This window comes from Corallococcus sp. CA041A (assembly GCF_003612075.1).
Lineage (GTDB): Bacteria > Myxococcota > Myxococcia > Myxococcales > Myxococcaceae > Corallococcus > Corallococcus exiguus.
Map to the genome: position 1 here is coordinate 87,242 of NZ_RAWF01000002.1, position 19,649 is coordinate 106,890.

General features: G+C 69.7%; 19 protein-coding genes. 5 read left to right on the top strand and 14 right to left on the bottom strand.

Annotated elements, in window-relative coordinates; translation table 11 throughout:
• Positions 1–8: 8 nt before the first annotated feature.
• Positions 9–839: a 5'-nucleotidase C-terminal domain-containing protein gene (locus tag D7V77_RS00815; protein ID WP_120574349.1), complete on the bottom strand. Its 831-nt coding sequence runs from the start codon at positions 837–839 to the stop codon at positions 9–11.
• Positions 839–3,949 (bottom strand): TonB-dependent siderophore receptor, encoded by a 3,111-nt coding sequence (locus D7V77_RS00820; RefSeq protein WP_120574350.1) that lies wholly within the window; start codon positions 3,947–3,949, stop codon positions 839–841. Before D7V77_RS00820 ends, D7V77_RS00815 begins: the two co-directional genes overlap by 1 nt.
• 112 nt (positions 3,950–4,061) lie before the next feature.
• On the opposite strand from D7V77_RS00820, the gene D7V77_RS00825 reads away from it, so the two are divergent.
• Both D7V77_RS00825 and D7V77_RS00830 read left to right on the top strand, forming a co-directional pair.
• Entirely contained in the window at positions 4,062–5,621 is a 1,560-nt protein-coding gene (locus tag D7V77_RS00825) for a ChaN family lipoprotein (protein ID WP_120574351.1), read from the top strand.
• Between the two features lie 60 nt (positions 5,622–5,681).
• Positions 5,682–6,362 (top strand): hypothetical protein, encoded by a 681-nt coding sequence (locus D7V77_RS00830; protein WP_126933596.1) that lies wholly within the window; start codon positions 5,682–5,684, stop codon positions 6,360–6,362.
• Positions 6,363–6,420: 58 nt separating this feature from the next.
• Here the strand turns inward: D7V77_RS00830 and D7V77_RS00835 are convergent, their stop codons facing one another.
• The 7 genes from D7V77_RS00835 to D7V77_RS00865 form a co-directional block, all read right to left on the bottom strand.
• On the bottom strand, positions 6,421–6,816 hold the full coding sequence (locus D7V77_RS00835; protein ID WP_120574353.1) for a LysM peptidoglycan-binding domain-containing protein: 396 nt from the start codon (positions 6,814–6,816) through the stop codon (positions 6,421–6,423).
• A gap of 109 nt (positions 6,817–6,925) precedes the next feature.
• On the bottom strand, positions 6,926–7,870 hold the full coding sequence (locus D7V77_RS00840) for a hypothetical protein (RefSeq protein ID WP_120574354.1): 945 nt from the start codon (positions 7,868–7,870) through the stop codon (positions 6,926–6,928).
• An 82-nt stretch (positions 7,871–7,952) separates the two neighbouring features.
• Positions 7,953–8,333: a hypothetical protein gene (locus D7V77_RS00845; protein ID WP_120574355.1), complete on the bottom strand. Its 381-nt coding sequence runs from the start codon at positions 8,331–8,333 to the stop codon at positions 7,953–7,955.
• A gap of 127 nt (positions 8,334–8,460) precedes the next feature.
• On the bottom strand, positions 8,461–9,012 hold the full coding sequence (locus D7V77_RS00850) for a hypothetical protein (RefSeq protein ID WP_120574356.1): 552 nt from the start codon (positions 9,010–9,012) through the stop codon (positions 8,461–8,463).
• Positions 9,013–9,103: 91 nt separating this feature from the next.
• Positions 9,104–9,901 (bottom strand): class I SAM-dependent methyltransferase, encoded by a 798-nt coding sequence (locus D7V77_RS00855; protein ID WP_120574357.1) that lies wholly within the window; start codon positions 9,899–9,901, stop codon positions 9,104–9,106.
• Positions 9,891–10,667: an SDR family NAD(P)-dependent oxidoreductase gene (locus D7V77_RS00860; protein ID WP_120574358.1), complete on the bottom strand. Its 777-nt coding sequence runs from the start codon at positions 10,665–10,667 to the stop codon at positions 9,891–9,893. The genes D7V77_RS00855 and D7V77_RS00860 overlap by 11 nt, the downstream gene beginning before the upstream one ends.
• Positions 10,668–10,830: 163 nt before the next feature.
• Positions 10,831–11,457, bottom strand: a complete 627-nt coding sequence (locus D7V77_RS00865; RefSeq protein ID WP_120574359.1) for a TetR/AcrR family transcriptional regulator C-terminal domain-containing protein — start codon at positions 11,455–11,457, stop codon at positions 10,831–10,833.
• Between the two features lie 91 nt (positions 11,458–11,548).
• Between D7V77_RS00865 and D7V77_RS00870 the strand changes: the two genes are divergently transcribed.
• Complete coding sequence (locus D7V77_RS00870) at positions 11,549–12,997, top strand: FAD-dependent monooxygenase (RefSeq protein WP_120574360.1); 1,449 nt, start codon at positions 11,549–11,551, stop codon at positions 12,995–12,997.
• 104 nt (positions 12,998–13,101) lie between these two features.
• Here D7V77_RS00870 and D7V77_RS00875 read toward each other — a convergent pair whose 3' ends face one another.
• Genes D7V77_RS00875 through D7V77_RS00895 form a run of 5 tightly spaced genes read right to left on the bottom strand, consistent with a single transcriptional unit; the run spans position 13,102 to position 17,143 of the window.
• Positions 13,102–13,929 (bottom strand): 3-keto-5-aminohexanoate cleavage protein, encoded by an 828-nt coding sequence (locus D7V77_RS00875; RefSeq protein ID WP_120574361.1) that lies wholly within the window; start codon positions 13,927–13,929, stop codon positions 13,102–13,104.
• On the bottom strand, positions 13,926–14,324 hold the full coding sequence (locus tag D7V77_RS00880; protein WP_199733715.1) for a hotdog fold domain-containing protein: 399 nt from the start codon (positions 14,322–14,324) through the stop codon (positions 13,926–13,928). Before D7V77_RS00880 ends, D7V77_RS00875 begins: the two co-directional genes overlap by 4 nt.
• Entirely contained in the window at positions 14,321–15,106 is a 786-nt protein-coding gene (locus D7V77_RS00885; RefSeq protein ID WP_120574362.1) for an OAM dimerization domain-containing protein, read from the bottom strand. The genes D7V77_RS00880 and D7V77_RS00885 overlap by 4 nt, the downstream gene beginning before the upstream one ends.
• A gap of 4 nt (positions 15,107–15,110) precedes the next feature.
• Complete coding sequence (locus D7V77_RS00890) at positions 15,111–15,596, bottom strand: hypothetical protein (RefSeq protein WP_120574363.1); 486 nt, start codon at positions 15,594–15,596, stop codon at positions 15,111–15,113.
• The gene (locus D7V77_RS00895; RefSeq protein WP_120574364.1) at positions 15,593–17,143 is read right to left on the bottom strand and encodes a lysine 5,6-aminomutase subunit alpha; all 1,551 of its coding nucleotides are present in this window, start codon (positions 17,141–17,143) and stop codon (positions 15,593–15,595) included. The genes D7V77_RS00890 and D7V77_RS00895 overlap by 4 nt, the downstream gene beginning before the upstream one ends.
• A 331-nt stretch (positions 17,144–17,474) precedes the next feature.
• Between D7V77_RS00895 and D7V77_RS00900 the strand changes: the two genes are divergently transcribed.
• Complete coding sequence (locus D7V77_RS00900) at positions 17,475–19,001, top strand: catalase (RefSeq protein WP_120574365.1); 1,527 nt, start codon at positions 17,475–17,477, stop codon at positions 18,999–19,001.
• Between the two features lie 77 nt (positions 19,002–19,078).
• Positions 19,079–19,649 (top strand): ankyrin repeat domain-containing protein (locus D7V77_RS00905; RefSeq protein WP_147451941.1); only part of this gene is annotated, 571 nt, incomplete at its 3' end.

The following is a 19,649-nucleotide window of genomic DNA, read 5'->3' on the forward strand; positions in this document are numbered from 1 at the left end:
GCGAGACGTCAGCGCGGGGCGGGCCGGGAGGGCCGGGCACAGTTAGCGAAGACGATGCGCGGGGCTTCCTTCAGCGCCTGGACCGGGCTGGGGTACGTGCTCTTCATGTACGCCGCCGCGATGTTGGCGTCCGTGCCGCCCAGCTTGCGCGCGGTCACCGGGTTGCGGTCCGGGTCCTGACCCGCGTTGCCCAGGATGCCGCCGTAGCCGTCCCCTCCTGACAGCAGGAACGTGGACATCGCCACCCGGTAGCGGATGGACGCGTCGTCGCGCGCGGGGATGGACACGGCGCGGCCGCGCACGCGCAGCTCCGTCACGCGCTGGCCCGCCGCACGCGCGCAGTCCACGCGCATGCTGGTGCCGTCGGACACGTGGAGGAACGCGCCGGACGGAGACACGATGGCCTGCCCCTCCACGGCCAGCGTCTCCACGGAGTGCTCGAAGAGGTCCACGAGCTGCTTCTCCGTGAGGTCCACCGTCACGACGAGGTTTTCGAAGAGGATGACCTCGTGCAGGACGCCGTCGGTGAGCGGCCCCGTGCGCAGGGACGTGCGGGTGACGCACAGGCCCTCGTCGCGCAGCGAGCCGCCGTTGATGATGCCCAGCTCCGTGGCCTTCGAGGCGCCATCCTCCGCGTGGAGGAACGCGTCCGCGGCCAGCTGCCCCAGCGCGTTGTTGTCGTGGCGGGTGAAGGCGGAGCCCAGCTGGACCTCCTCGCCCAGGTAGCCCACGACGGCGTCGGGGTCGTCCACCAGCGGGGTGCAGGAGTCGTTGTACGCGAGGCACCCGGGCAAGAGCGTGAGTGCCGCGAGCGCGGCGGTGAGGTGGCGGCGGTCCATCAGTAGAAGGCCCTCAGGGTGAGGTAGCCGGACACGCCCTCGCGCGGCAGCAGGCCGGTGACGCGGTCCGGCCGGGGCACGTCGTCGCGCAGGTCGTGGTCGAAGAGGTTCTGTGCGTAGAGCGTCACCTCGAAGTGCTCCCAGATGGGCTCGGTGCGCAGCTGCGCGGTGATGAGGCTGTACGCGGGAATCTCATAGCGGCGGATGAGCTCCAGCGTGGAGCGGTTGTTGTTGCGCCGCTCGGCGCCGGAGCGCACCACCACGTCCAGGTTCACCCAGTCCCCCAGGGGCATGGACACGCCCGCGTTGAAGCGCGCCTGGGGCACGTCCGTGAGCAGCCGGGCCTGCTCCGGCACCTCCAGGTCCTGCGCGCGGGACAGGCTGGCGTTGACCCACGCGGCGGCGCGCTTGGACGCCTCCAGGCGGGCCTCCGCCTCCACGCCGTACACGCGCACGCCCAGCTCGCGGTTGCGCAGGGGGACGATGTTGCCGCTGGTGTCCACCGGGGTGATGGGCGAGGCGAAGTTCTGCAGGAAGGCGTTGGCGCGCACGCGCACGCGGGTGTCGCCCGCGGCCTGGACCAGGTCCATGCCCAGCTCGAAGGTGTCCACGGTGGTGGGCTTCAGGAGCGGGTTTCCCTCGAAGCGGCCCTGGTTGTAGTCGGTGTCGGGGATGCGCTCGACCAGCTCCTGGGGCGTGGGGGCGCGGAAGGCTCGGCCGTACAGCGCCTTGAGCACCAGCGCGTCCGACGCGGCGATGACCAGGCCCACGCGCGGGTTGACCCGCACCACCATCTTGCTGGCGTCGAGCGTTCCTGACGCCTCCGCGTCGGGAAGCTGGATGGCGTCCAGGCGCAGACCGAAGGTGAGCGTGAGCGCGGAGAGCACGGTCCACTGGTCCTGCGCGGAGAGGCCCAGGTTGAGGCGGCGGGAGGCCGCGCCCTTCGTGAGGTCCACCAGCCCTTCAGGGGCGGCGGGGCTGGGGCGCAGGCGGCCGTCGAGCGTGTAGTTCGTGGTGTAGTCGTACTGGGACAGCGACTGCTGTTCGGCGACGAAGCCCAGGGTGAGGTGGTTCTCCTTCGTCAGCGCGAGGTCCGCGTCCACGGAGGCCGTCACGGTGCGCACGGTGACCTGCGTCTGCTCCTGGAGTCCCTCGGGGAAGAGGCGGTCCGCGCCGTCACCGGTGCGGAACTCCAAGGGCGTGAGCTGGAACATGCGGTCGGTGGACTGCTGATCGAAGCCCAGCCGGGCGCGCACCTGGCCGCCGTCGGAGAGGGGCCGCTCCCAGGTGAGGTCCGCGAGGAGCACGTCCCAGGACAGCTGGGAGTCGTTGCCCACGGTGTCGAACAGGCCGACGAGCGCATCGCGCTTCTCGGAGAGGTAGCGCGCGGTGATGCCCACGCGGCCGGCGCTGTCCAGACCGTAGGACACGCCTCCGCCCGCGTTGAGGAGGAAGCGGCCGTCACGGGTGCGGCCCGCGGGCTGGTCCACGTCGCGAAGGCCCTGAGCCACGGACTCGTCATCGAGCGCGTCGTGGTCGATGACCAGCGAGTCGCCTTCCTGCGTCCAGAGGTCCAGGTCCGCGAACAGGCGCAGGTCACCGGTGGTGTGCGCGGCGGACAGATGGCCGTCGGTGGCGAGCGCCAGGCGGCCGTCGTCGCGAGGAACACCGCCGGTGGTGATGGCGCCGCGGACGCCGTCGGCGTGGTTGGTGACGAGGTTGACGACGCCCTGGAACGCGCCCGCGCCGTAGACGGCGGAGCCGGGGCCGCGGATGACCTCGATGCGCTCCAGGTTCTCCACCGGCAGGTTCATGAGCGCCTTGCCGTCGAAGAAGTTGTTGAGGCGGTGGCCGTCGAGGAGGAAGAGCACCTCCGCGTCGTTGCGCAGGCCCCGGATGGCGGTGCGGTGGAAGCCCTGCACGTCGCGGCTGACGGACACGCCGGGCACCACGTCCAGCACGTCCGCCACCGTGCGGGCACCCAGGGCAATCATCTGCGCGCGGTTGAAGGAGGCACCGATGGCCGGCACGGTGCGGACAGACGCCTCCTGGAGGGTCGTCACCGCGAGCACGTCCTCCGCGCTGTAGAGCGCCAGGTCGTCGTCCATGGCGCTGGGGGAGGAGGAAGCGCGAGGCTCCGGAGGAAGGTCCGCGTTGAGCGCGGCCATGGCGTCGTCGGAGCTGGAAGCGCGCGCGTTGCTTCCGTCAGCACGGCCGGGAGCCCGCGAGTCCGTACCGCTCGCGCGAGCCGAAGCGCGAGGGTCGGCCGTGTCCGTTCGGGTCGGCGCGCGCGAACCGTCCGTTCGGGCCGTGCGCGAATCCGTGCCGTCCGTGCGGCTTGGGGCTCGCGAATCCGTGCCGTCCGTGCGGCTCGAAGCGCGTGGATCGGACGCGTCCGTGCGGTTCGAAGCACGCGGGTCCGCACCGCCCGTGCGGCTTGAGGCACGTGGATCCGTACCGCTGGGAGTGCTCGATGCTCGCGGGTCGGAAGCTCCCGGACGGGAGTCCACGCTGTCCGTTCGATTCGAAGTCCGCGAATCGGTGGTCCCCGTGCGTGCGCCCGTTCCATCCGGACGACCCGCGGGAGGAGGCGGAGTCGGAGCGCTCCCCGAGTCATCGTCCTCCCCTGCCCCCGACGGCGGCGCGAAGGCATCGATGTCGGGCGTGGACCTCGGTGCGTCACGGGTCCCCTTGCGGACCGGCGGCGCGCGGACCGGCGGGGGCTCAGCGGTCTGCGTCCCCACCATCACCCTCGCGGGCCGGAGCGCGGACATGAAGAGCGGCGCGCGCTCCCCATTCACCATCGCCGCTTCGACGAAGTACTCCACTCCGGGTGGCACCATGTGCTCGGCGGGAATCACCGCGCGGTACAGGTCTCCGTACTGCCGCTCCATGGAGACCTGGACGTACGGCTCGCCCGGGCCGCGATAGCGGACGAAGAGCTCCAGCACCTTGGCGCCATCCACCAGCGTCGCATCCAGCTGGAGGGGCTGTCGGGCCTCGGAGCGCGGCGGCGATGCGTGCAGCAGCGCGGCCTCTTGCGCGTGGACGGGGGCCGCGGCGAACACCACGGCACAGAGGATGAGCGTGCGAGGAAGAACGGTCTGCAAGATTGACGGCGATGGTCCGTTGCAGGGCCATGCGAGTCAAGCAAGCCACCTTCCCGCGTCCCGCCGATTTTTTGCCGCCCCCGCGAGCGCATGCGACGGTGCCTGTCGCTCCATGCGCGCGTCGCTTGCCCTTCACCTCGCCCTCTTCCGCCGCCAACGCGCCCAGATCGCCCGGGTGGTCGAAGGCCGCACCGAAGCCTTCCGCGCCTACGAGGCCCGGTACCGCCGGCGCACGAGCACCTACCAGAGCGTGGTCTCCCTGACCCACGTGCACCAGCGCATCGCGGCGTCGGACCTCGTCTACGTCGGCGACTACCACACGCTGCCGCTCGCCCAGCAGACCTACCTGGACCTCGCCGAACGCGCCCTCGCCTCCGGCCGCCGCGTCGTGCTGGCGCTCGAGTGCGTGGAGGGCCGTCATCAGGCCGCGCTCGACGCGTACCTCGCGGGACGCCTGCCCGAGCGCACCCTGATGTCCCGGCTGGGCCATGGTCCCACCCCGGGCTTCGGTCCCGGCGCCGGCATCCGCGCCGTGCTGGCCTTCGCGAAGCGCCTCAAGCTCCAGGTGGCCGCCATCGACCGGCGGGCCCAGGGAGAGCGTTCGCTCGCGCTGCGCGACGCCTTCGCCGCGGAGCGCATCGCCCGCGTGGCCCGCGCGGAGGACGTCCCGCTGGTGATGGTGCTGGTGGGCCAGTTCCATGCAGCGCCCTGCCACCTGCCCGCGCAGGTGGAGCGCGCGTTGGGAGACACCCATCCGCGCCGCGGCCTCGTCGTGTACCAGAACGCCGAAGGCCTCTGGTGGCGCCTCGCGCGCGAAGGCCGGCTGGGCAGCGCGGAGGCCGTGGAGCTGGCGGACGGCGCGCTGTGCCTGATGAACGCTTCGCCCGTCCTCTGCCAGCAGAGCTTCCTGGACTACCTGGAGGCCGAAGGCGACGACGCGCCCCTGTTGGACCGCAGCGCCGCGGAGCGCTTCCGGGACATGGCGGAGCTCATCGGTGGGCTCGCGGGCGTGTCCGTCGGGCGCGAACTGGACTCGGTGGAGGTGACGACGGCGGCGGATGGCGACGTGCTCGCCCGCATCCGTCGGCGCGGCCGCTTCACGCAGGCGGAGCTGTCCCAGCTGCGCAAGCACATCCTGTCGCGCGAGAGCGGCTACATCCCGCGCGCGCGCACGGCCTACCTCGCGTCATTGTCCCTGAACCACGCCGCGGAGGAGGCCGCCCACTTCGTGCGCCACTGCGCCGTGGGCGACGCCATGGACGCCCCGCGCGGCGCGTCCGAGGCCTTCTACGCACGCTGTCTGGAAGAGGCCCTGGGCTTCTTCGGCTCCAAGCTGATCAACCCGCGCCGCACCTGCCCCAACGTCACGGAGTGGGCGAAGCGCTTCGGCGAGGCCCGGGGCCTGGAGCGGCAGATCGCCGCCTTCGTCCTCGCCCACAAGGCCACGGAGTCCGAGGCCCCCGACGAGGCCGTGAAGCTCCTCCCCCTGCGCCGCGACCGCCTGTTCCACGGCGTCAGCCACGCGCTCGGCTACCTCCTGGGGGACAGCCTCTACCGGGCCTTCGACGCCGGTCAGGTGGACATCGCCGACATCCGCGCCCTCTTCCGGGATCCGCTCGTGGATCCGCGCGGCGCGTACCTGGCATGGGCCGCGCGCCTGCGGGGCATCTAGTCCTCCGGTGGCATCGCGGCTGCTGAATCCCGCATCCAATTGACGCTACATTCCGGCGGCATGACCCCATCTCCTCGTCCGCTCACGGGCGTTGTGTCCGCTGTCCTCCTGTTCCTCGCCGTGGGCCTCGTGATGCCCGGGTGCTTCCCCACTCAGGGCGCCTGCGTCCATGGCTCGTCCATCTATTTCTGCAATGAGGACACCGAAGACGAGTGCCGCGACTTCTGGTGCGACGGCTGGGACTACTGCGGCTACTTCGACGGCGACTCGTGCGAGGACGTGGGCTTCTCTGACGGCGAGGTGTCGCTGAACAGCTTCTCCGAGCCGAGGACGCCCGACTGGAGCTGGGGAACGCCTTCCGGCGGTGGTGGCGGCGGCGGCGGTGGCGGCAGCGGCAACGGCGCGTGCGCCTACTACGATTCGAACCTGAACCGTGTGCTCTGTGATCAGCGCACCTCGGCCTCCAGCTGTTCGGGCAAGTGGATGGGCAGCGGCACCAACTGCTCCAGCCTCAAGTGCACGAGCAACACCGACCCCAACAGCTGCACCGTGTCGGGTGGAAGCTCGGGCGGCACCTGCACGTCCACCTACCAGGGCCCCACCGGCGACGCGCAGGTCTACACGCAGTGCGCTTCCGTGTGGAACTACCGCTGCCAGCAGAAGAACGACAGCGCCGCGGACCAGAACTGCCTCGTCTACGACTCGCTCGAAGCGACGGTGGAGTGCCCGTACTGCCCTTGAGCCACCAGGCCGGCGGGCCGCGAAGCAGCGGTCCACCGGCAAGCGGGAGCGCTGAGACTCAGGCGCGGTTGGCGATGGTCTTCGGCGGCAGCTTGAGGACCTGGCCCACCTTGATGTGGTCCGGGTCCTTGAGCTGATCCTTGTTGGCCTCGAAGATCTTCGTGTACAGCTTCATGTCCCCGTAGATGTCCTTGGCCAGCTTGCTGAGCGTGTCGCCGGACTTCACGGTGTGCACGCCGTAGGGCTCCTCGTGGGTCACGGTGAGCATGACCATGATTTCATCGTTCCACTTCGGGTGCTTCGCCTTGATCTGATCCCACATGCGATCGCGGTCGAAGGCGTGGTCGACGGTGCCCTTGATGATGAGCTTGCCGTTCTCCTCGCGCGCTTCGACCTTCGCGCCCACGTTCTTCGCCACGTCCAGCACGTCCTGGTAGTCGTTCTGCAAGGCCATCCGTGTTCTCCTGTCGTGAGGGCGCGAACTCAAGCACTCCGCCCCCTGGCCATGACGGACCGCCGGGAAGGACGTGAACGAAGCTCAACACTGCGGAGCCAGGAGCTGTTCAGAGCACCACGTCCGCGCCGGGCTCCGGTGCGACGTTCAGCTCCTCGGGCGGTGCGAAGGTGCCGTCCGGCCGCAGCTCACGCAGGACCTCCTCGCGGCTCAGGCGCACCTCGCGGATGGTGCCATCCGGCGACAGTGCGTAGACGCGGTCCTGGTCCTCCACGCCCACGAAGAGGCCGCCCAGCGCGGGATGGAGCATCACCAGCGCGAGCTCCGTCTCCAGCGGCCCCGGGAAGAGCACGTGCGCGTGCGCGGAGAACTGGGGCCGCTCGCCGTCCGCGTCCGGCGCGACCGACACGGGGATGAGCCCCTGGTGCAGGGGCAGCTCCTGGAGCTTCTGACGGCCGTCCTTGCTGAACTTGAAGCGGAAGTCGCCGCCCAGCAGGTACAGGTTCGAGTCGTCGAAGCCCTGGAGCACGTAGACGGTGATGCCGTCGTCCTCCTCCAGCACGACGGGCTTGAGCTGCTTGCGGCCGTGCACCTGGTAGACGCGCTCGCAGGCGGCGCTCGCTGCGCGGGCCAGGGCGTCCATGCCTTCGGGCAGGGACTCGACGGGGAAGTCCTCCATCTCGCCGGAGAACTCGATGGGCGCGCGGTACGCGTACGCGGGAACGAACGCGTCCTGCGGATTGAAGCGGCCGAAGACGGAGTACCAGGCGTTGCCGCGCGGCACGGTGAAGACCCCGTTCACCCGCGAGCGGTCCACGTCCGGACGCGCCTGCAGCAGGTCCGTGGCGCTGGTGGTGCCCTTCTCCGATTCGACGATGTACTGCGCGCGCTTCTGCACGCGCTGGAGCTCCTTGTCCGCCACCAGCTCCACCGGTGACTCCGCCGCGTCCGGCGCGCCCACCGGGGCCTGCGCCGCTTCCGCCTGGGGCGCGCTGGAGTGCGCGCGACAGCCGGCGGTCAGTGCGACGAGGGCGACGAGGAGACTGCGAAGCATGGGGACTCCCGCGGACGTAAGGGCCCGGTCAGTCTGTGCCGGCCGGGGCCCTCGCGTCACGTTCCCCAATCACGGTGGGACCTCAGGCGCCCTGCTGCGTGGGCGCCAGCGCCGCCTTGATCTTCTCCTTCAGCGCCTTGCGGCGCTCCTTGAACTGCGAGCGCGTGGTCTCGTCGACCTGGCCGTTGCTGGAGGCGCGCGCGGCCTTCATCTCCTCGTGGAGCTGCTTGGCCTCCGCCTTGAAGCCGTCCGCCTGGGCCTGCGTCAGGCGCCCTTCGGCGACCTGCTTGTCCAGCCGGTGATCCATGCGGCCGAACTTGTGGCCCCCGCCGCCGTGCTTGCCCCGGCGGCCCTCGCACTGGCCGGCGTTGGAGTCGGACGGCGCGGCCGTCTGGGCGAGCACGGGCACGGCGAGGAGCAGCGTGGCGACGGCGGTACCGCGAAGCATGGACTTGAGCGACATGGTGTGTGGACTCCGGGTTCAGGTCAAAACGCTCCGGGAGCAGCCGTGCAGCCTGCTTCCCGTCGCGCTCTGACACTCAAAACCCCGGAGCCCGCCGAAGGTTAAATCGCCTCCGGAAAACCGCCGGCTACTGGCAGTCCGCCAGGCCGTAGGTGAAGTCCTGGCGAGGCGTGTGGCCCGGGTCCTGGTTGATGGCCGCGATGCTCAGGTCCGTGTACGACACGGTCTGCGTGCTGCCGATGACCATCTGCGTGCGCTGCACGCGCGTGGTGGACAGCACCACCTTGCCAATCGAGCCACCGGGCTCGACGCGGTAGCAGTTCATGATGCGCGGGTCCACCGTGGAGCGGCGGCACTGCGTGTACTGACCCAGCACCGTGCGCTGCTCATACGTGCAACGGCAGTCCCAGGGGTCATAGGCCTCCACCACCGTGGCCGCCTCGTAGCCCGTGGCGGTCTGGACCACCTCCAGGTAGCTGCCATCCTGCGGCTGCGTGCAGCGCATCAGCGTGTCACCCACGGCACCCTGCTTCACCTCCGCCAGCGCGGGCTCCACCTTCACCTGCGCGCCCGCCTCGATGGCCTGCAGCGGGTCCCTCGCGTCCGCACCCTCACAGCCCAGGCCCAGCAGCGAAACACCCAGCATCACGACCGCGGAAAAACGCAGCGACACCTTCATGGACGACTCCTACGAATGGGGGGATGCCCGGGAGGACCCGGACATCTCACCTGTAGGCTTTCGCGGCGGCCAGGTGCAACGCCCTTCTGTGTCACGAACGCGATTCAGGCTTCAGGGCACGCGTGGCCATGAAGGTGGGCAGGAACGTGGAGAGCAGGTCCTTTCCCCCTTCGTACTTGTCCTCGAACAGGTTCGTGAGCACGAAGCCCGCCTCCATCTGTCCGCCCAGCTGCTCCTCCAGCGAATGGCCCACGACCATGGGCTCATCCTTGTCGGTGTAGCGGCGGCGCTCCTCGACGGTGAGGCTGGTGAAGTCCGAGTACGGCATCGTGTACTTGAGCCGCATCACGCCCTTCTCCTCGTCCACCGGGTCGAAGAGGTAGCGCACCGGGTTGCAGATGCCCGACAGGAGCACGCCGCCCGGCCGCAGCACGCGGAAGGCCTCGCGCCACACCGACAGAATCTCCTCCGCGAAGCAGTTGGAGCACGGGTGGAAGATGAGGTCGAAGCTCCCGTCGGCGAACGCGGACAGGTCGCGCATGTCACCCTCCACGTACTGGAGCGACAGCCCCTCGCGCTCGGCCACCTTGCGGTCCTGCGCCAGCTGCGCGGGCGAGTTGTCGAACACGGTGACGTTCGCGCCCGCCGCCGCGAGCACCGGACACTGCTGGCCGCCCGCGCTCGCCAGGCCCAGCACGTCCTTGCCCTTCAGGTCCCCGAACCACGCGCGAGGCACGGGCTTCGTCGGGGTGAGCACCACGCTCCAGTCGCCCCGTCGCGCGGCGGCGATGACCTCCGGATCCACCGGCAGCGTCCATCGGTTTCCGCGTCCCACCTCGCCGTTCCACGCCTCGCGGTTGTACGTCCGCACGTCCAGGTCAGTCTTCATGCAGCACCCGTCCTTCCATGCCCCCGGCCACGGTGACGACCTCGCCCGTCACGTGTCCGGAGATGCGATCCGACGCAAGCGTCACCACGACGCGCGCCACGTCCTCCGGCTGCCCCACCTTGCGCAGCGGCATCGTCCGCGTGACGCGGCCGACGAATTTGGGGTCACCCAGCTTGTCGCGGTTGCGATCCACTTCCGTCCAGCCCGGGCACACCACGTTGACGCGGCCCATGGGCGCGATGCGGTGCAGTTCGTTCTTCAGGCTCTTCACGAAGCCCGCCGCCAGCGCGCCCTTCGCCGCCGCGTAGTCCGTGTGGCCCGCCTCACCGAAGAGGCCCGCCGTGGAGCTGATGATGACGATGGTGCCCGTGCCCGTGGTCTCCACGTGGCGCAGGAACGCGCGGCAGCTCAAGAACACGCTGTCCAGGTTCTGCGCCAGCGTGCGCCGCCAGCGCTCCAGCGACATCTGCCACAGCGGCTCATCGGGTGCGGGATAGACGCCGGTGTTGCACACCAGCACGTCCAGCCGGCCCAGGTCCTTCACCGCCTGGGGCACCAGCGCGTCCACGTCCGCCTCCACCGTGAGGTCCGCGCGCACGGCCGCGCCGCCCACCTCTCGCGCCAGTGCCGCCGCCTTCTCCTGGCTGCGGTGGTAGTGCACCGCGACCTTCGAGCCCTCGCCCGCGAACGCCCGCACCAGCGCGGAGCCGATGCCGCCCGCGCCGCCCGTCACCAGCACGCCCTTGCCCTGCAGTCCCGTGTCCATCGCTGCGCGACTCCTCGTGGGCTCCCGTCAGAGCGGGAGGAATGCGCGGCATGATGCCCGAGCCATCCGGCGCGGACAGCCGGGACGTAGGGGCGGTGTCGGCGGGTGCGCTGCGTGCCGGGCAGCGGGACGAAAGGCGCGGCGGGAACCTGACAGCGACGCGCTACGGCGTGGACAGCCGCGCGCGGATACCCGCCACGAGCAGGTCCAGCCCGAAGGCGAACCGGCGGTCGAAGTCGCGGTCCAGGATGGCGTCCACCGCGCCGGCCGCGTGCGGATAGCGCGCCGAGGCGAGCTGACGCAGCGCCCCTTCCCGCTCCTTCGCTTCGGCGTCCTGCGCGGTGAAGCCCTGCTCCTCGATGGTGAAGCCGAGCACGTAGTCGAGCACGGTGAAGGCCGCCCAGCCCGCCGCTCGCGAGTCGAACCCCGCCCGTGTCAGCGCGCCGATGACCGTGTCGGAGACGCGCAGCGTGTGCTCGGACACCACGATGGTGCCTGCGTAGACCCGGGCGCCGTCCCGGTGGGCCAGGAACGCGCGCCGCAGCTCCTCCGCCACGGTGCGCACCACCGGCTCCCACGGTGACTCCGGCGTCAGCGTGCGCGCCACGTCCCGCACCAGCGTGTCCGCCATCGCGTCCAGCAGGGCCTGCTTGCCCGGGAAGTGCCAGTACAGCGACGGGGCCTGGATGGAGAGCGCCTTCGCCAGGACGCGCATCGTGAGGCCCTCCAGGCCGTGATCGTCCAGCAGCGTCCACGCCGCCGCCACCACCTGCTCCCGCTGGATTCGCATGCCCGCGCTGCCCCTCGCTGGCTTGACAATCTAACGCCGTTAGTCGATCCCTAACAACGTTAGTTTGACGCCTTCGGGCGGGAGGTCGGTCATGGCGGAGGTCCTTGATGTGGCGGTGGTGGGGGGAGGTCCCACCGGGCTGTGGCTCGCGTGCGAGCTGGCGCTGGGGGGCGTTCGGGTGGAGCTGTTCGAGCGGCGCGTGGAGGCCGTGCGCGAGTCCCGGGCGCTGACGCTGCATCCGCGTTCGCTGGAGGTGCTGGCCCTGCGAGGGCTGGAGGGCCGGTTCCTGGAGCGGGGACGGCCGCTGCCCACCGGCCACTTCGCGATGCTCGACACGCGCCTGGACTTCAGCGTCCTGGACACGCGCTTCCCCTACACGCTGTTCCTTCCGCAGGCTGTGACGGAGGCCCTGCTGGAGGAACGGGCGCGGGAGCTCGGCGTGGCCGTGCGGCGCGGCCACACGGTGGAGTCCCTGCGACAGGACGACGAGGGCGTGGACCTGGAGGGATCCACGGACGCGGGCACGTTCCGCATCCGGGCGCGCTTCGTGGTGGGCGCGGACGGAGCCCGGAGCGCGGTACGGAGGCTTTCGGGCATCCCGTTCCCGGGGACGGACGTGACGCGCACATCGGTGTTGGGCGACGTGACGTTGGGCGCGCCGCCGGCCCAGCCCGCCCTCGGCATCTCGAACGAGCGCGGCGGCGTGATGGTGGTGCCCATGTCGCCGGGCATCCACCGAATCGTCGTGAATGATCCGCTCCGGGAGAAGGCGCCGGTGCGCGAACCCGTCACGCTGGAGGAGCTGCGGGAGAGCACGCTGCGCATCGCGGGTTCTGACTTCGGCATGCGCGATCCCCGGTGGCTGTCCCGCTTCGGCAACGAGACACGGCTCGCGGAGCGCTACCGCGAGGGACGCGTGCTGCTCGCGGGCGACGCCGCGCACATCCACTTTCCGGCGGGAGGCCAGGGGCTCAACGTCGGCCTGCAGGACGCGATGAACCTGGGATGGAAGCTCGCGGCGGTGGTGAAGGACGGTGCGCCGGAGGCATTGCTCGACAGCTACTCGCGCGAGCGTCGTCCCGTGGGTGAAGCGCTGATCCACAACACGCTGGCGCAGACCGCCCTCATGGGCGCCACGCGGGAGACGCTGGCGCTGCGCGAGTTGCTGAGCGGATTGCTCCGTGAGCCCCGGCTGAACCGCCAGCTCGCGGACAACATCGGCGCGCTCGACGTGGGCTACGCGCCGCTGGATGTGCCCGCGCCCCAGACACCCTCACCGCTGCTGTCCGAGTGGTGCGGCCGACGCCTGAGCGACGTGGAGCTCGGCACGGACGCGCGGCTCTACGCGGCGCTGCATCCGGGCCGGTGGTTGCTGCTGGGTCTGGGCGAGGACGACGCACGCCCCCTGCCCCGCTGGGAACCCGGCTGGCCCTCCCAGGTGACGACACTGCGCGGTCGCCTGGGACGCGCGGACTTCGAAGGCGTGGGCGGCCTGCTGGTGCGCCCGGACGGACATGTCGGCTGGGCCTGGGCCGCGTAAGCAGCCCGGAGGCCGCACCGCGTTCGAGCATCACGGGGACGAAACAAGAAGGCCCGGGGCGGGTCCGCTCCCGGGCCTCACGTGATGGCTCCGCGCGTGAATCCTCAGCCCAGGCGCAACAGCTGCCGGGCCTGCTCGGGGGAGGCAATCTCACGGCCGGCGGCACGGGCCCGCTTCGCGGCCTCCGCCACCAGTTCGAAGTTGCCCTTCGCGAGCACGCCCTTGGACAGGTAGATGTTGTCCTCCAGGCCCACGCGCGCGTTGCCGCCGCGCTTCGCGGCCTCTTCCACGAACGGGAGCTGCTGGCGCCCCACGCCCGCCACCGTCCAGGAGCTCCCCTCCGGCAGCGAGGCGATCATGAAGTCCAGCACCTCCGGCCGCGCCTGCAGCGTGCCCGGCACGCCCAGCACGAAGTCGAAGTGCGCCGGCAACTCCACCAGCCCCTCCTTCGCCAGGTAGCGCGCCTCGTCGATCATCCCGACGTCGAAGCACTCCAGCTCCGGCTTGAGGCCAATGCTCTTGATGCGCTTCGCGATGTCGCGCACCAGCGGCCGGGGATTCCAGAACACCTCTTCCCCGAAGTTCACCGTGCCCGTGGTGAGCGTGGCCATGTCCGGCTTGTCCGCGCCCGTGAGCGTGAGCCCGCCGCACCGCTCGTCCACGCCCATGCCCACCGCGCCGCCCGTGGACACCTGGACGAGCACGTCCGTGCGCTTGCGGATGGCTCGGATGGCCGCGCGGAACAGCTCCGCGTCCTGTGACGGCTTGCCCTCCGCCGTGCGCACGTGGATGTGCACCATCGCCGCGCCGGCCTCGCGGCACTTCGCCGCGTCCTCCGCGATCTCCTCCGCGGTGATGGGCAGGTACGGCGTCTGCTCGCGCGTCGTCTCCGCGCCCACCAGGGCGGCGGTGAGGACCATGGGCCTGCTCATCGCTTCACCCGCTGCTTGTCCTTCGGAACGACGCAGGTCCCGGAAGCGCGGCACACCACCACCGCCTCCGGCAGCACGTCCGCCGCCGAGTCATTCACGTCCGTCCGGGGCTTGATGACCTTGCGAGCCTCGAAGCGCATCTTCCGCGACGTGTTGCCCTCGCTGATGATCTCGCCCTCCGCCTCGATGAAGTCGCCCGCGTACACCGGGGCCAGGAACTCCACGGAGTCGTAGGCGCGGAACAGGCCCTCGTCCCCGTCCGAGCGGATGCACAGCTCCGTGGCCACGTCCCCGAACAGACCGAGCATCCGCGCCCCGTCCACCAGGTTGCCGCCGTAGTGCGCGTCGTGGCTGCCCATGCGCAGCCGCAGTACCGCCTTGGTGCCAGTGCTCACGTGGGTTCCCCCTGGTAGTGGGAGTCCGCGGACTCCGTGCCCTCTTTCTTCATCACCGCGTGCACGATGTAGTTCGCCACGTCGGACGGCTTGGTGCCCGCCCCGAAGCCCGCGTCGAAGCCCAGCTCCAGCGCCAGCTTGTGGTCCACGCGCGGCCCGCCCAGCAGCAGGAGCGTCTTGCCGTGGATGCCCGCCGCCTTCGCCGCGTCGATGAACTGGCGCGAGTTGTCCTTGTGCACGTCGCGCTGCGTGACGACCTGGGACACCAGGATGGCGTCCGCGTGCTTCGCGGTGGCCTTCTTGATCAGGTCCTCGTTGGGCACCTGGCTGCCCAGGTTGAACGCCTCGAAGCCGGGGTAGCGCTCCAGGCCGTAGTCGCCCGCGTAGCCCTTCATGTTCAGGATGGCGTCGATGCCCACCGTGTGCGTGTCCGTGCCCGTGCACGCACCGAAGACGACGATGCGCCGGCGCACCTTCTCCTTGATGAGCGCGTTGAGGTCGTTGAACCCCATCTTGCGCACCACCACCTCCGGCACGTCGATCTCCGCGTAGTCCAGCGTCACGTTGGAGCGGGCGTAGACGACGAAGAACGTGTACTGGTCCGCCGCGCGCTCGGCGGCGGCCACCTTCACGTCCGTGAAGCCCATCTTCTTCGTGAACTGGGCGGCGGCCTCCTTGGCCTTCTCCGACAGCGGCACCGGCAGCGTGAACGACAGCTGCACCATGCCGTCGTCGCGACGGTCGCCGTAGGGGCGGATGATCTGCTTGCTCGGCTTCACCATCGAACTAGCCCTTCTTGCCCTTGGGCGGCGTGAACGACACGCTGGTGCCCACCTTCTCGGCCACCGCGGCGAAACGGTCCTTCTTGCCCTGCTCCATGTAGAAGACCACCGACCAGGTCGTCTTCCCGTTGCAGCCCACGTACGTCACGGTGTCCACGTTGCCGCTGCCGTCCGGCGCCGCGTCCGTGTCCATCTTCGTGGCCGCCGGCTGACCGCCGACCTTCAACATCGTCCAGCTGTCGCCGCCCATGTTCGCGAGGATCTTCGTGCGGCACAGCTCCGCCTTCATGCCCGCGGTCTGCACCGTGCCCACGTCCACCATGAAGTACGCGTCGCCAGAGGGCGCCAGGAACTTCTCCGAGCCGTCCACGCTGGAGCGCGTCCACGCCGCCGGGGCCTTCAGCGCGATGTTCTTCACCGTGACGCTGCTCAACGCATCCGCGCTGCCGCCCGCGGCCACCATCACGGCAACAAAGGTACTCAGGATCATGACGCCTCCAGCATTTCCAGGAACGGATTGAAGTAATCCGGCGCCTTCTCCAGCACGCCGTCCAGGCCCTTGCCACCGGTCTCCTCGCGCTTCACGTCGCCGAAGCGCCCCTTGCCGATGGCCGCCACCATGCCCTCGGTGTGGCACTCGCGCAGCAGCTCCTCCGCCTTGGCGAAGACCTCCCGCGCGCGGTTGGCGATCTTCCCGTCCTCGCGAACGGTGAACTCCTCGTCGATGCCCCGCGCCGCGCGGTGGATGTACGACGCGGACTTGAGCGCCACGTACCGGTCCGCGAGCAGCGGCGTGTGCATGGCCTCCGTCATCATGCCCAACAGCTGGATGCCCTGCCGCGTCCAGATGGCCACCAGGTCCGCCATCACGTCGTACGCGTGGCTGAAGAAGATGTCCGTCTCCTTGTGCTTCGTGGGCGGCATGTACTTGAGCGGCGCGTCCGGGAAGCAGCGGCGCACCAGCATCGCCTGCGACAGCTCCAGCAGCAGCGTGTCGTCCCGGTACGGGTCGATTTCGTACGAGTGCCCGATGCCCAGCTGCCAGTCCTTGAGGCCCGCGCGCTTGGCGAAGCACTCGTTGATGAACTGGCTGGCGATGACGGTGTGGGCCGCGTCGTACGCGTCCGCGGTGGTGATGTAGTTGTCCTCGCCGGTGTTGATGATGATGCCGGCCAGGGCGCAGATGCGGCGGCTGAAGTACTGGTCGATGAACGTCCGCCGCATGTTGATGTCGCGGAAGAGGATGCCGTACATCGCGTCGTTGAGGAGCATGTCCAGCCGCTCGTACGCCGCGCAGAAGGCGATCTCCGACATGCACAGGCCGGACGAGTAGTTGGTCAGCTGGATGTAGCGCTTGAGCTTGCGGCTCTCGTCATCCAGGGCCTCGCGCATCACGCGGAAGTTCTCCTGGGTGGCGTAGGTGCCGCCGTAGCCCTCCGTCGTCGCGCCGTGCGGCACGTAGTCCAGCAGCGACTGCGCCGTGGAGCGGATGACCGCGATGACGTCCGCGCCCGCCTGCGCCGCCGCGCGCGCCTGGTCCACGTCGTCGTAGATGTTGCCGGTGGCGACGATGACGTACTTGTGCGGCGCGGGCGACATGGGGAACTGCTCGCGCAGGGCGTTGCGCTGGGCGATGCGGGACTTCAGCTCCGCCATCGCCGCGCGGGCCTCCTCGCGCACGGCGTCCCGCAGGTTGGCTTCCATCTCTGGAGACAGCGCGCCCAGCTTGTCCGTGGGCAGCGCGGTGATGCGCTCCACGGCGTCCAGTGGACTGCTGGCGCCCAGCTGAAGCGCGCGGCCGTACCAATACGCGGCGCCCCGGTTGAGCACTCCGGCGGACTGCAGCTTGTCCACCATGAGGTTGGCCAGGGGTACGCCACGCGTACCCGCGCCGGAAATGCCAAAGAAGCGCAAGACGGTGCGCTCATTGGAAACAGTGGTGTTGCGTTGGATGAGGTCGAAGATCGGATTGACGATCTCGTCCGCCAGCTTGCGCGCCTCGGCAATCCGCGCGTCGTCGATGAACGGGCCTGACATGCGCGCACCCTACCCGAGCCCCGCGTCCTTCGGCTCAAGAACGCGGCACCCGCACCGCCAGCAAACGATGCCGCACCGCGCCTCTTGAATGGCGAGACGCATCACACAAAGCCTTCTCACCGAAATGTCACTGCACGCTTGAACACCGATAAAGCGGTGATCAATGCCACCGCCATTTCGGTTCAAACACCGAAAGGCCGGTGATCAGGCTGAGACCCCCACACTCAAACCATTGAAATTACAGGAAGTGAACGTTCGGCACGAGGCGTGCTCTAGGGGTGGCCCGGTTCCCCCGTAACCCAAGGAGTTCCCCTTGAACCGACGCTCGTTGATGTTCGCCGTCCTGCTGTCTGGCGCCCCCGTCCTCGCCGCCGGCAATCCCCCGCCCATCACCACCGACTCGGGCGCGCCGCTGGGCACGAACCAGAGCTCCAAGACGGCCGGCCCGCGGGGCGGCATCCTCCTGGAGGACTTCGCCCTCATCGAGAAGCTCGCGCGCTTCGACCGTGAGCGCATCCCGGAGCGCGTGGTGCACGCGCGCGGCGTGGGCGCGTACGGCTCCTTCGAGAGCTACGGCGACTTCTCCAACCTCACGCGCGCGTCCGTCTTCTCCCAGAAGGGCAAGAAGACGCCGATGTTCGTGCGCTTCTCCACGGTCATCCACCCGAGCGGTTCACCGGAGACGCTGCGGGACCCGCGCGGCTTCGCGCTGAAGTTCTTCACGGACGAGGGCAACTGGGACCTGGTCGGCAACAACCTGCCCATCTTCTTCATCCGTGACGCCATCAAGTTCCCGGACATGGTGCACTCGCTGAAGCCTTCCCCAATCACCAACCGGCAGGACCCGAACCGCTTCTTCGACTTCTTCAGTCACCAGCCGGAATCCACGCACATGCTCACCCAGCTCTATACGGAGCTGGGCATCCCGGCGAGCTACCGGCAGATGGACGGCAACGGCGTGCACGCGTTCAAGTTCGTCAACGCCAAGGGCCAGGTGAAGTACGTCAAGTTCAACTGGAAGTCGCAGCAGGGCGTGAAGGGCCTCACCGTGGAGGAGGCCACGAAGCTGGGCGGCGAGGACTTCCAGCACGCCACGCACGACCTCTACACGAACATCCAGGCCGGCAAGTTCCCCTCGTGGGAGCTGAGCGTGCAGGTGCTGGATCCCAAGGACCTGGACGGCTTCACGTTCGATCCGCTGGACGCCACCAAGGAGTGGCCCAAGGACAAGCTGCCTCCGGTGAAGCTGGGCAGGTTCACCCTCAACAAGATGCCGGACAACTTCTTCGAGGAGACGGAGCAGTCCGCCTTCTCCCCGGGAGTGATGCCGCCGGGCATCGAGCCGTCCGAGGACCGGCTGCTGCAGGGCCGCCTCTTCTCCTACGCGGACACGCAGCGCTACCGCCTGGGCGCCAACTACCTGTCGCTGCCGGTGAACCGCGCGCGCGCCGCGGTGGAGAACAACAGCCAGGCCGGCGCGATGAACAGCGGCAACACGAAGTCGGACGTGAACTACGAGCCCAGCATCACGCGTGAGACGCAGGACACGCCCTCCGCCCTCTTCTCCAACGCGCCGCTCACCGGCACCACGCAGCAGCGCCCCATCGCGAAGACGGACAACTTCGCGCAGGCGGGCGCCTTCTGGACGGCGCTCGACGCGGTCGGCAAGGAGCGGCTCATCCAGAACCTGGCCGGCGACCTGGGGCAGGTGCGCGACGCGAAGGTCAAGGCGCGCATGGTGGGCCACTTCTACGCGGCCAACGCGGACTACGGCACGCGCCTGGCCAAGGCCGTGAACGTGAAGCTGGACGACGCGAAGGCCACCATCGCCCCGCTCGCCACCACCGGCCAGCCGTGACCTGACGCACCGGGGCCGCCGGTGACGCCACGGCGGCCCCCTCTCTCCTTCACGCTTCCTTCGCCGGAGACGCCCTCATGGTTCGCAAGCTGCTGCTCGGTTCGTTGGGTCTGGTGATGCTGGTGTGCACGGTGCTGACCGCCGCGTGGATGTCCCTGCGCGCTCCAGCGACGCCCGCCGGACGGCTGCTCGCCACCAGCGACGCGGAGCGCTACCTGCTCGCCGCCGCGCGCGAAGGCGAGACGGACATCGTCCAGGGGCTGGTCAAGGCCGGCACGCCCGTGGAGGCCCGCGACACGCGAGGCTTCTCCCCCCTCATCCTCGCCGCCTATCACGGCCACACCCGGACGGTGCAGGCGCTGCTCGACGCCGGGGCGGACGCGTGCGCGGGTGACAACCGGGGCAACACGGCCCTCATGGGCGCCGCCTTCAAGGGCTACGCGGACGTGGTGAAGCTGCTCTCCGCCCAGCCCTGCGCGGTGGACCAGACCAACCGGCTGGGCCAGACGGCCCTGATGTTCGCCGTCCTCTTCGGCCGCACGGAGGTGGCCGACCAGCTGCGCCACCAGGGAGCCTCCCCCGCGGTGCGCGACGCCAGCGGCCGCTCCGCCAATGATTGGGCCCAGACCCAGGTCCCCGCCGCCCCCG

What these genes read in the sequence shown, in the direction of transcription:
- D7V77_RS00855 (WP_120574357.1), bottom strand. Translation starts at nt 9,901, where the DNA reads ATGAAGACTGACCTGGACGTGCGGACGTACAACCGCGAGGCGTGGAAC.
- D7V77_RS00890 (WP_120574363.1), bottom strand. Translation starts at nt 15,596, where the DNA reads ATGATCCTGAGTACCTTTGTTGCCGTGATGGTGGCCGCGGGCGGCAGC.
- D7V77_RS00885 (WP_120574362.1), bottom strand. Translation starts at nt 15,106, where the DNA reads ATGGTGAAGCCGAGCAAGCAGATCATCCGCCCCTACGGCGACCGTCGC.
- D7V77_RS00850 (WP_120574356.1), bottom strand. Translation starts at nt 9,012, where the DNA reads ATGAAGGTGTCGCTGCGTTTTTCCGCGGTCGTGATGCTGGGTGTTTCG.
- D7V77_RS00870 (WP_120574360.1), top strand. Translation starts at nt 11,549, where the DNA reads ATGGCGGAGGTCCTTGATGTGGCGGTGGTGGGGGGAGGTCCCACCGGG.
- D7V77_RS00830 (WP_126933596.1), top strand. Translation starts at nt 5,682, where the DNA reads ATGACCCCATCTCCTCGTCCGCTCACGGGCGTTGTGTCCGCTGTCCTC.
- D7V77_RS00815 (WP_120574349.1), bottom strand. Translation starts at nt 839, where the DNA reads ATGGACCGCCGCCACCTCACCGCCGCGCTCGCGGCACTCACGCTCTTG.
- D7V77_RS00825 (WP_120574351.1), top strand. Translation starts at nt 4,062, where the DNA reads ATGCGCGCGTCGCTTGCCCTTCACCTCGCCCTCTTCCGCCGCCAACGC.
- D7V77_RS00845 (WP_120574355.1), bottom strand. Translation starts at nt 8,333, where the DNA reads ATGTCGCTCAAGTCCATGCTTCGCGGTACCGCCGTCGCCACGCTGCTC.
- D7V77_RS00835 (WP_120574353.1), bottom strand. Translation starts at nt 6,816, where the DNA reads ATGGCCTTGCAGAACGACTACCAGGACGTGCTGGACGTGGCGAAGAAC.
- D7V77_RS00895 (WP_120574364.1), bottom strand. Translation starts at nt 17,143, where the DNA reads ATGTCAGGCCCGTTCATCGACGACGCGCGGATTGCCGAGGCGCGCAAG.
- D7V77_RS00860 (WP_120574358.1), bottom strand. Translation starts at nt 10,667, where the DNA reads ATGGACACGGGACTGCAGGGCAAGGGCGTGCTGGTGACGGGCGGCGCG.
- D7V77_RS00840 (WP_120574354.1), bottom strand. Translation starts at nt 7,870, where the DNA reads ATGCTTCGCAGTCTCCTCGTCGCCCTCGTCGCACTGACCGCCGGCTGT.
- D7V77_RS00865 (WP_120574359.1), bottom strand. Translation starts at nt 11,457, where the DNA reads ATGCGAATCCAGCGGGAGCAGGTGGTGGCGGCGGCGTGGACGCTGCTG.
- D7V77_RS00875 (WP_120574361.1), bottom strand. Translation starts at nt 13,929, where the DNA reads ATGAGCAGGCCCATGGTCCTCACCGCCGCCCTGGTGGGCGCGGAGACG.
- D7V77_RS00900 (WP_120574365.1), top strand. Translation starts at nt 17,475, where the DNA reads ATGTTCGCCGTCCTGCTGTCTGGCGCCCCCGTCCTCGCCGCCGGCAAT.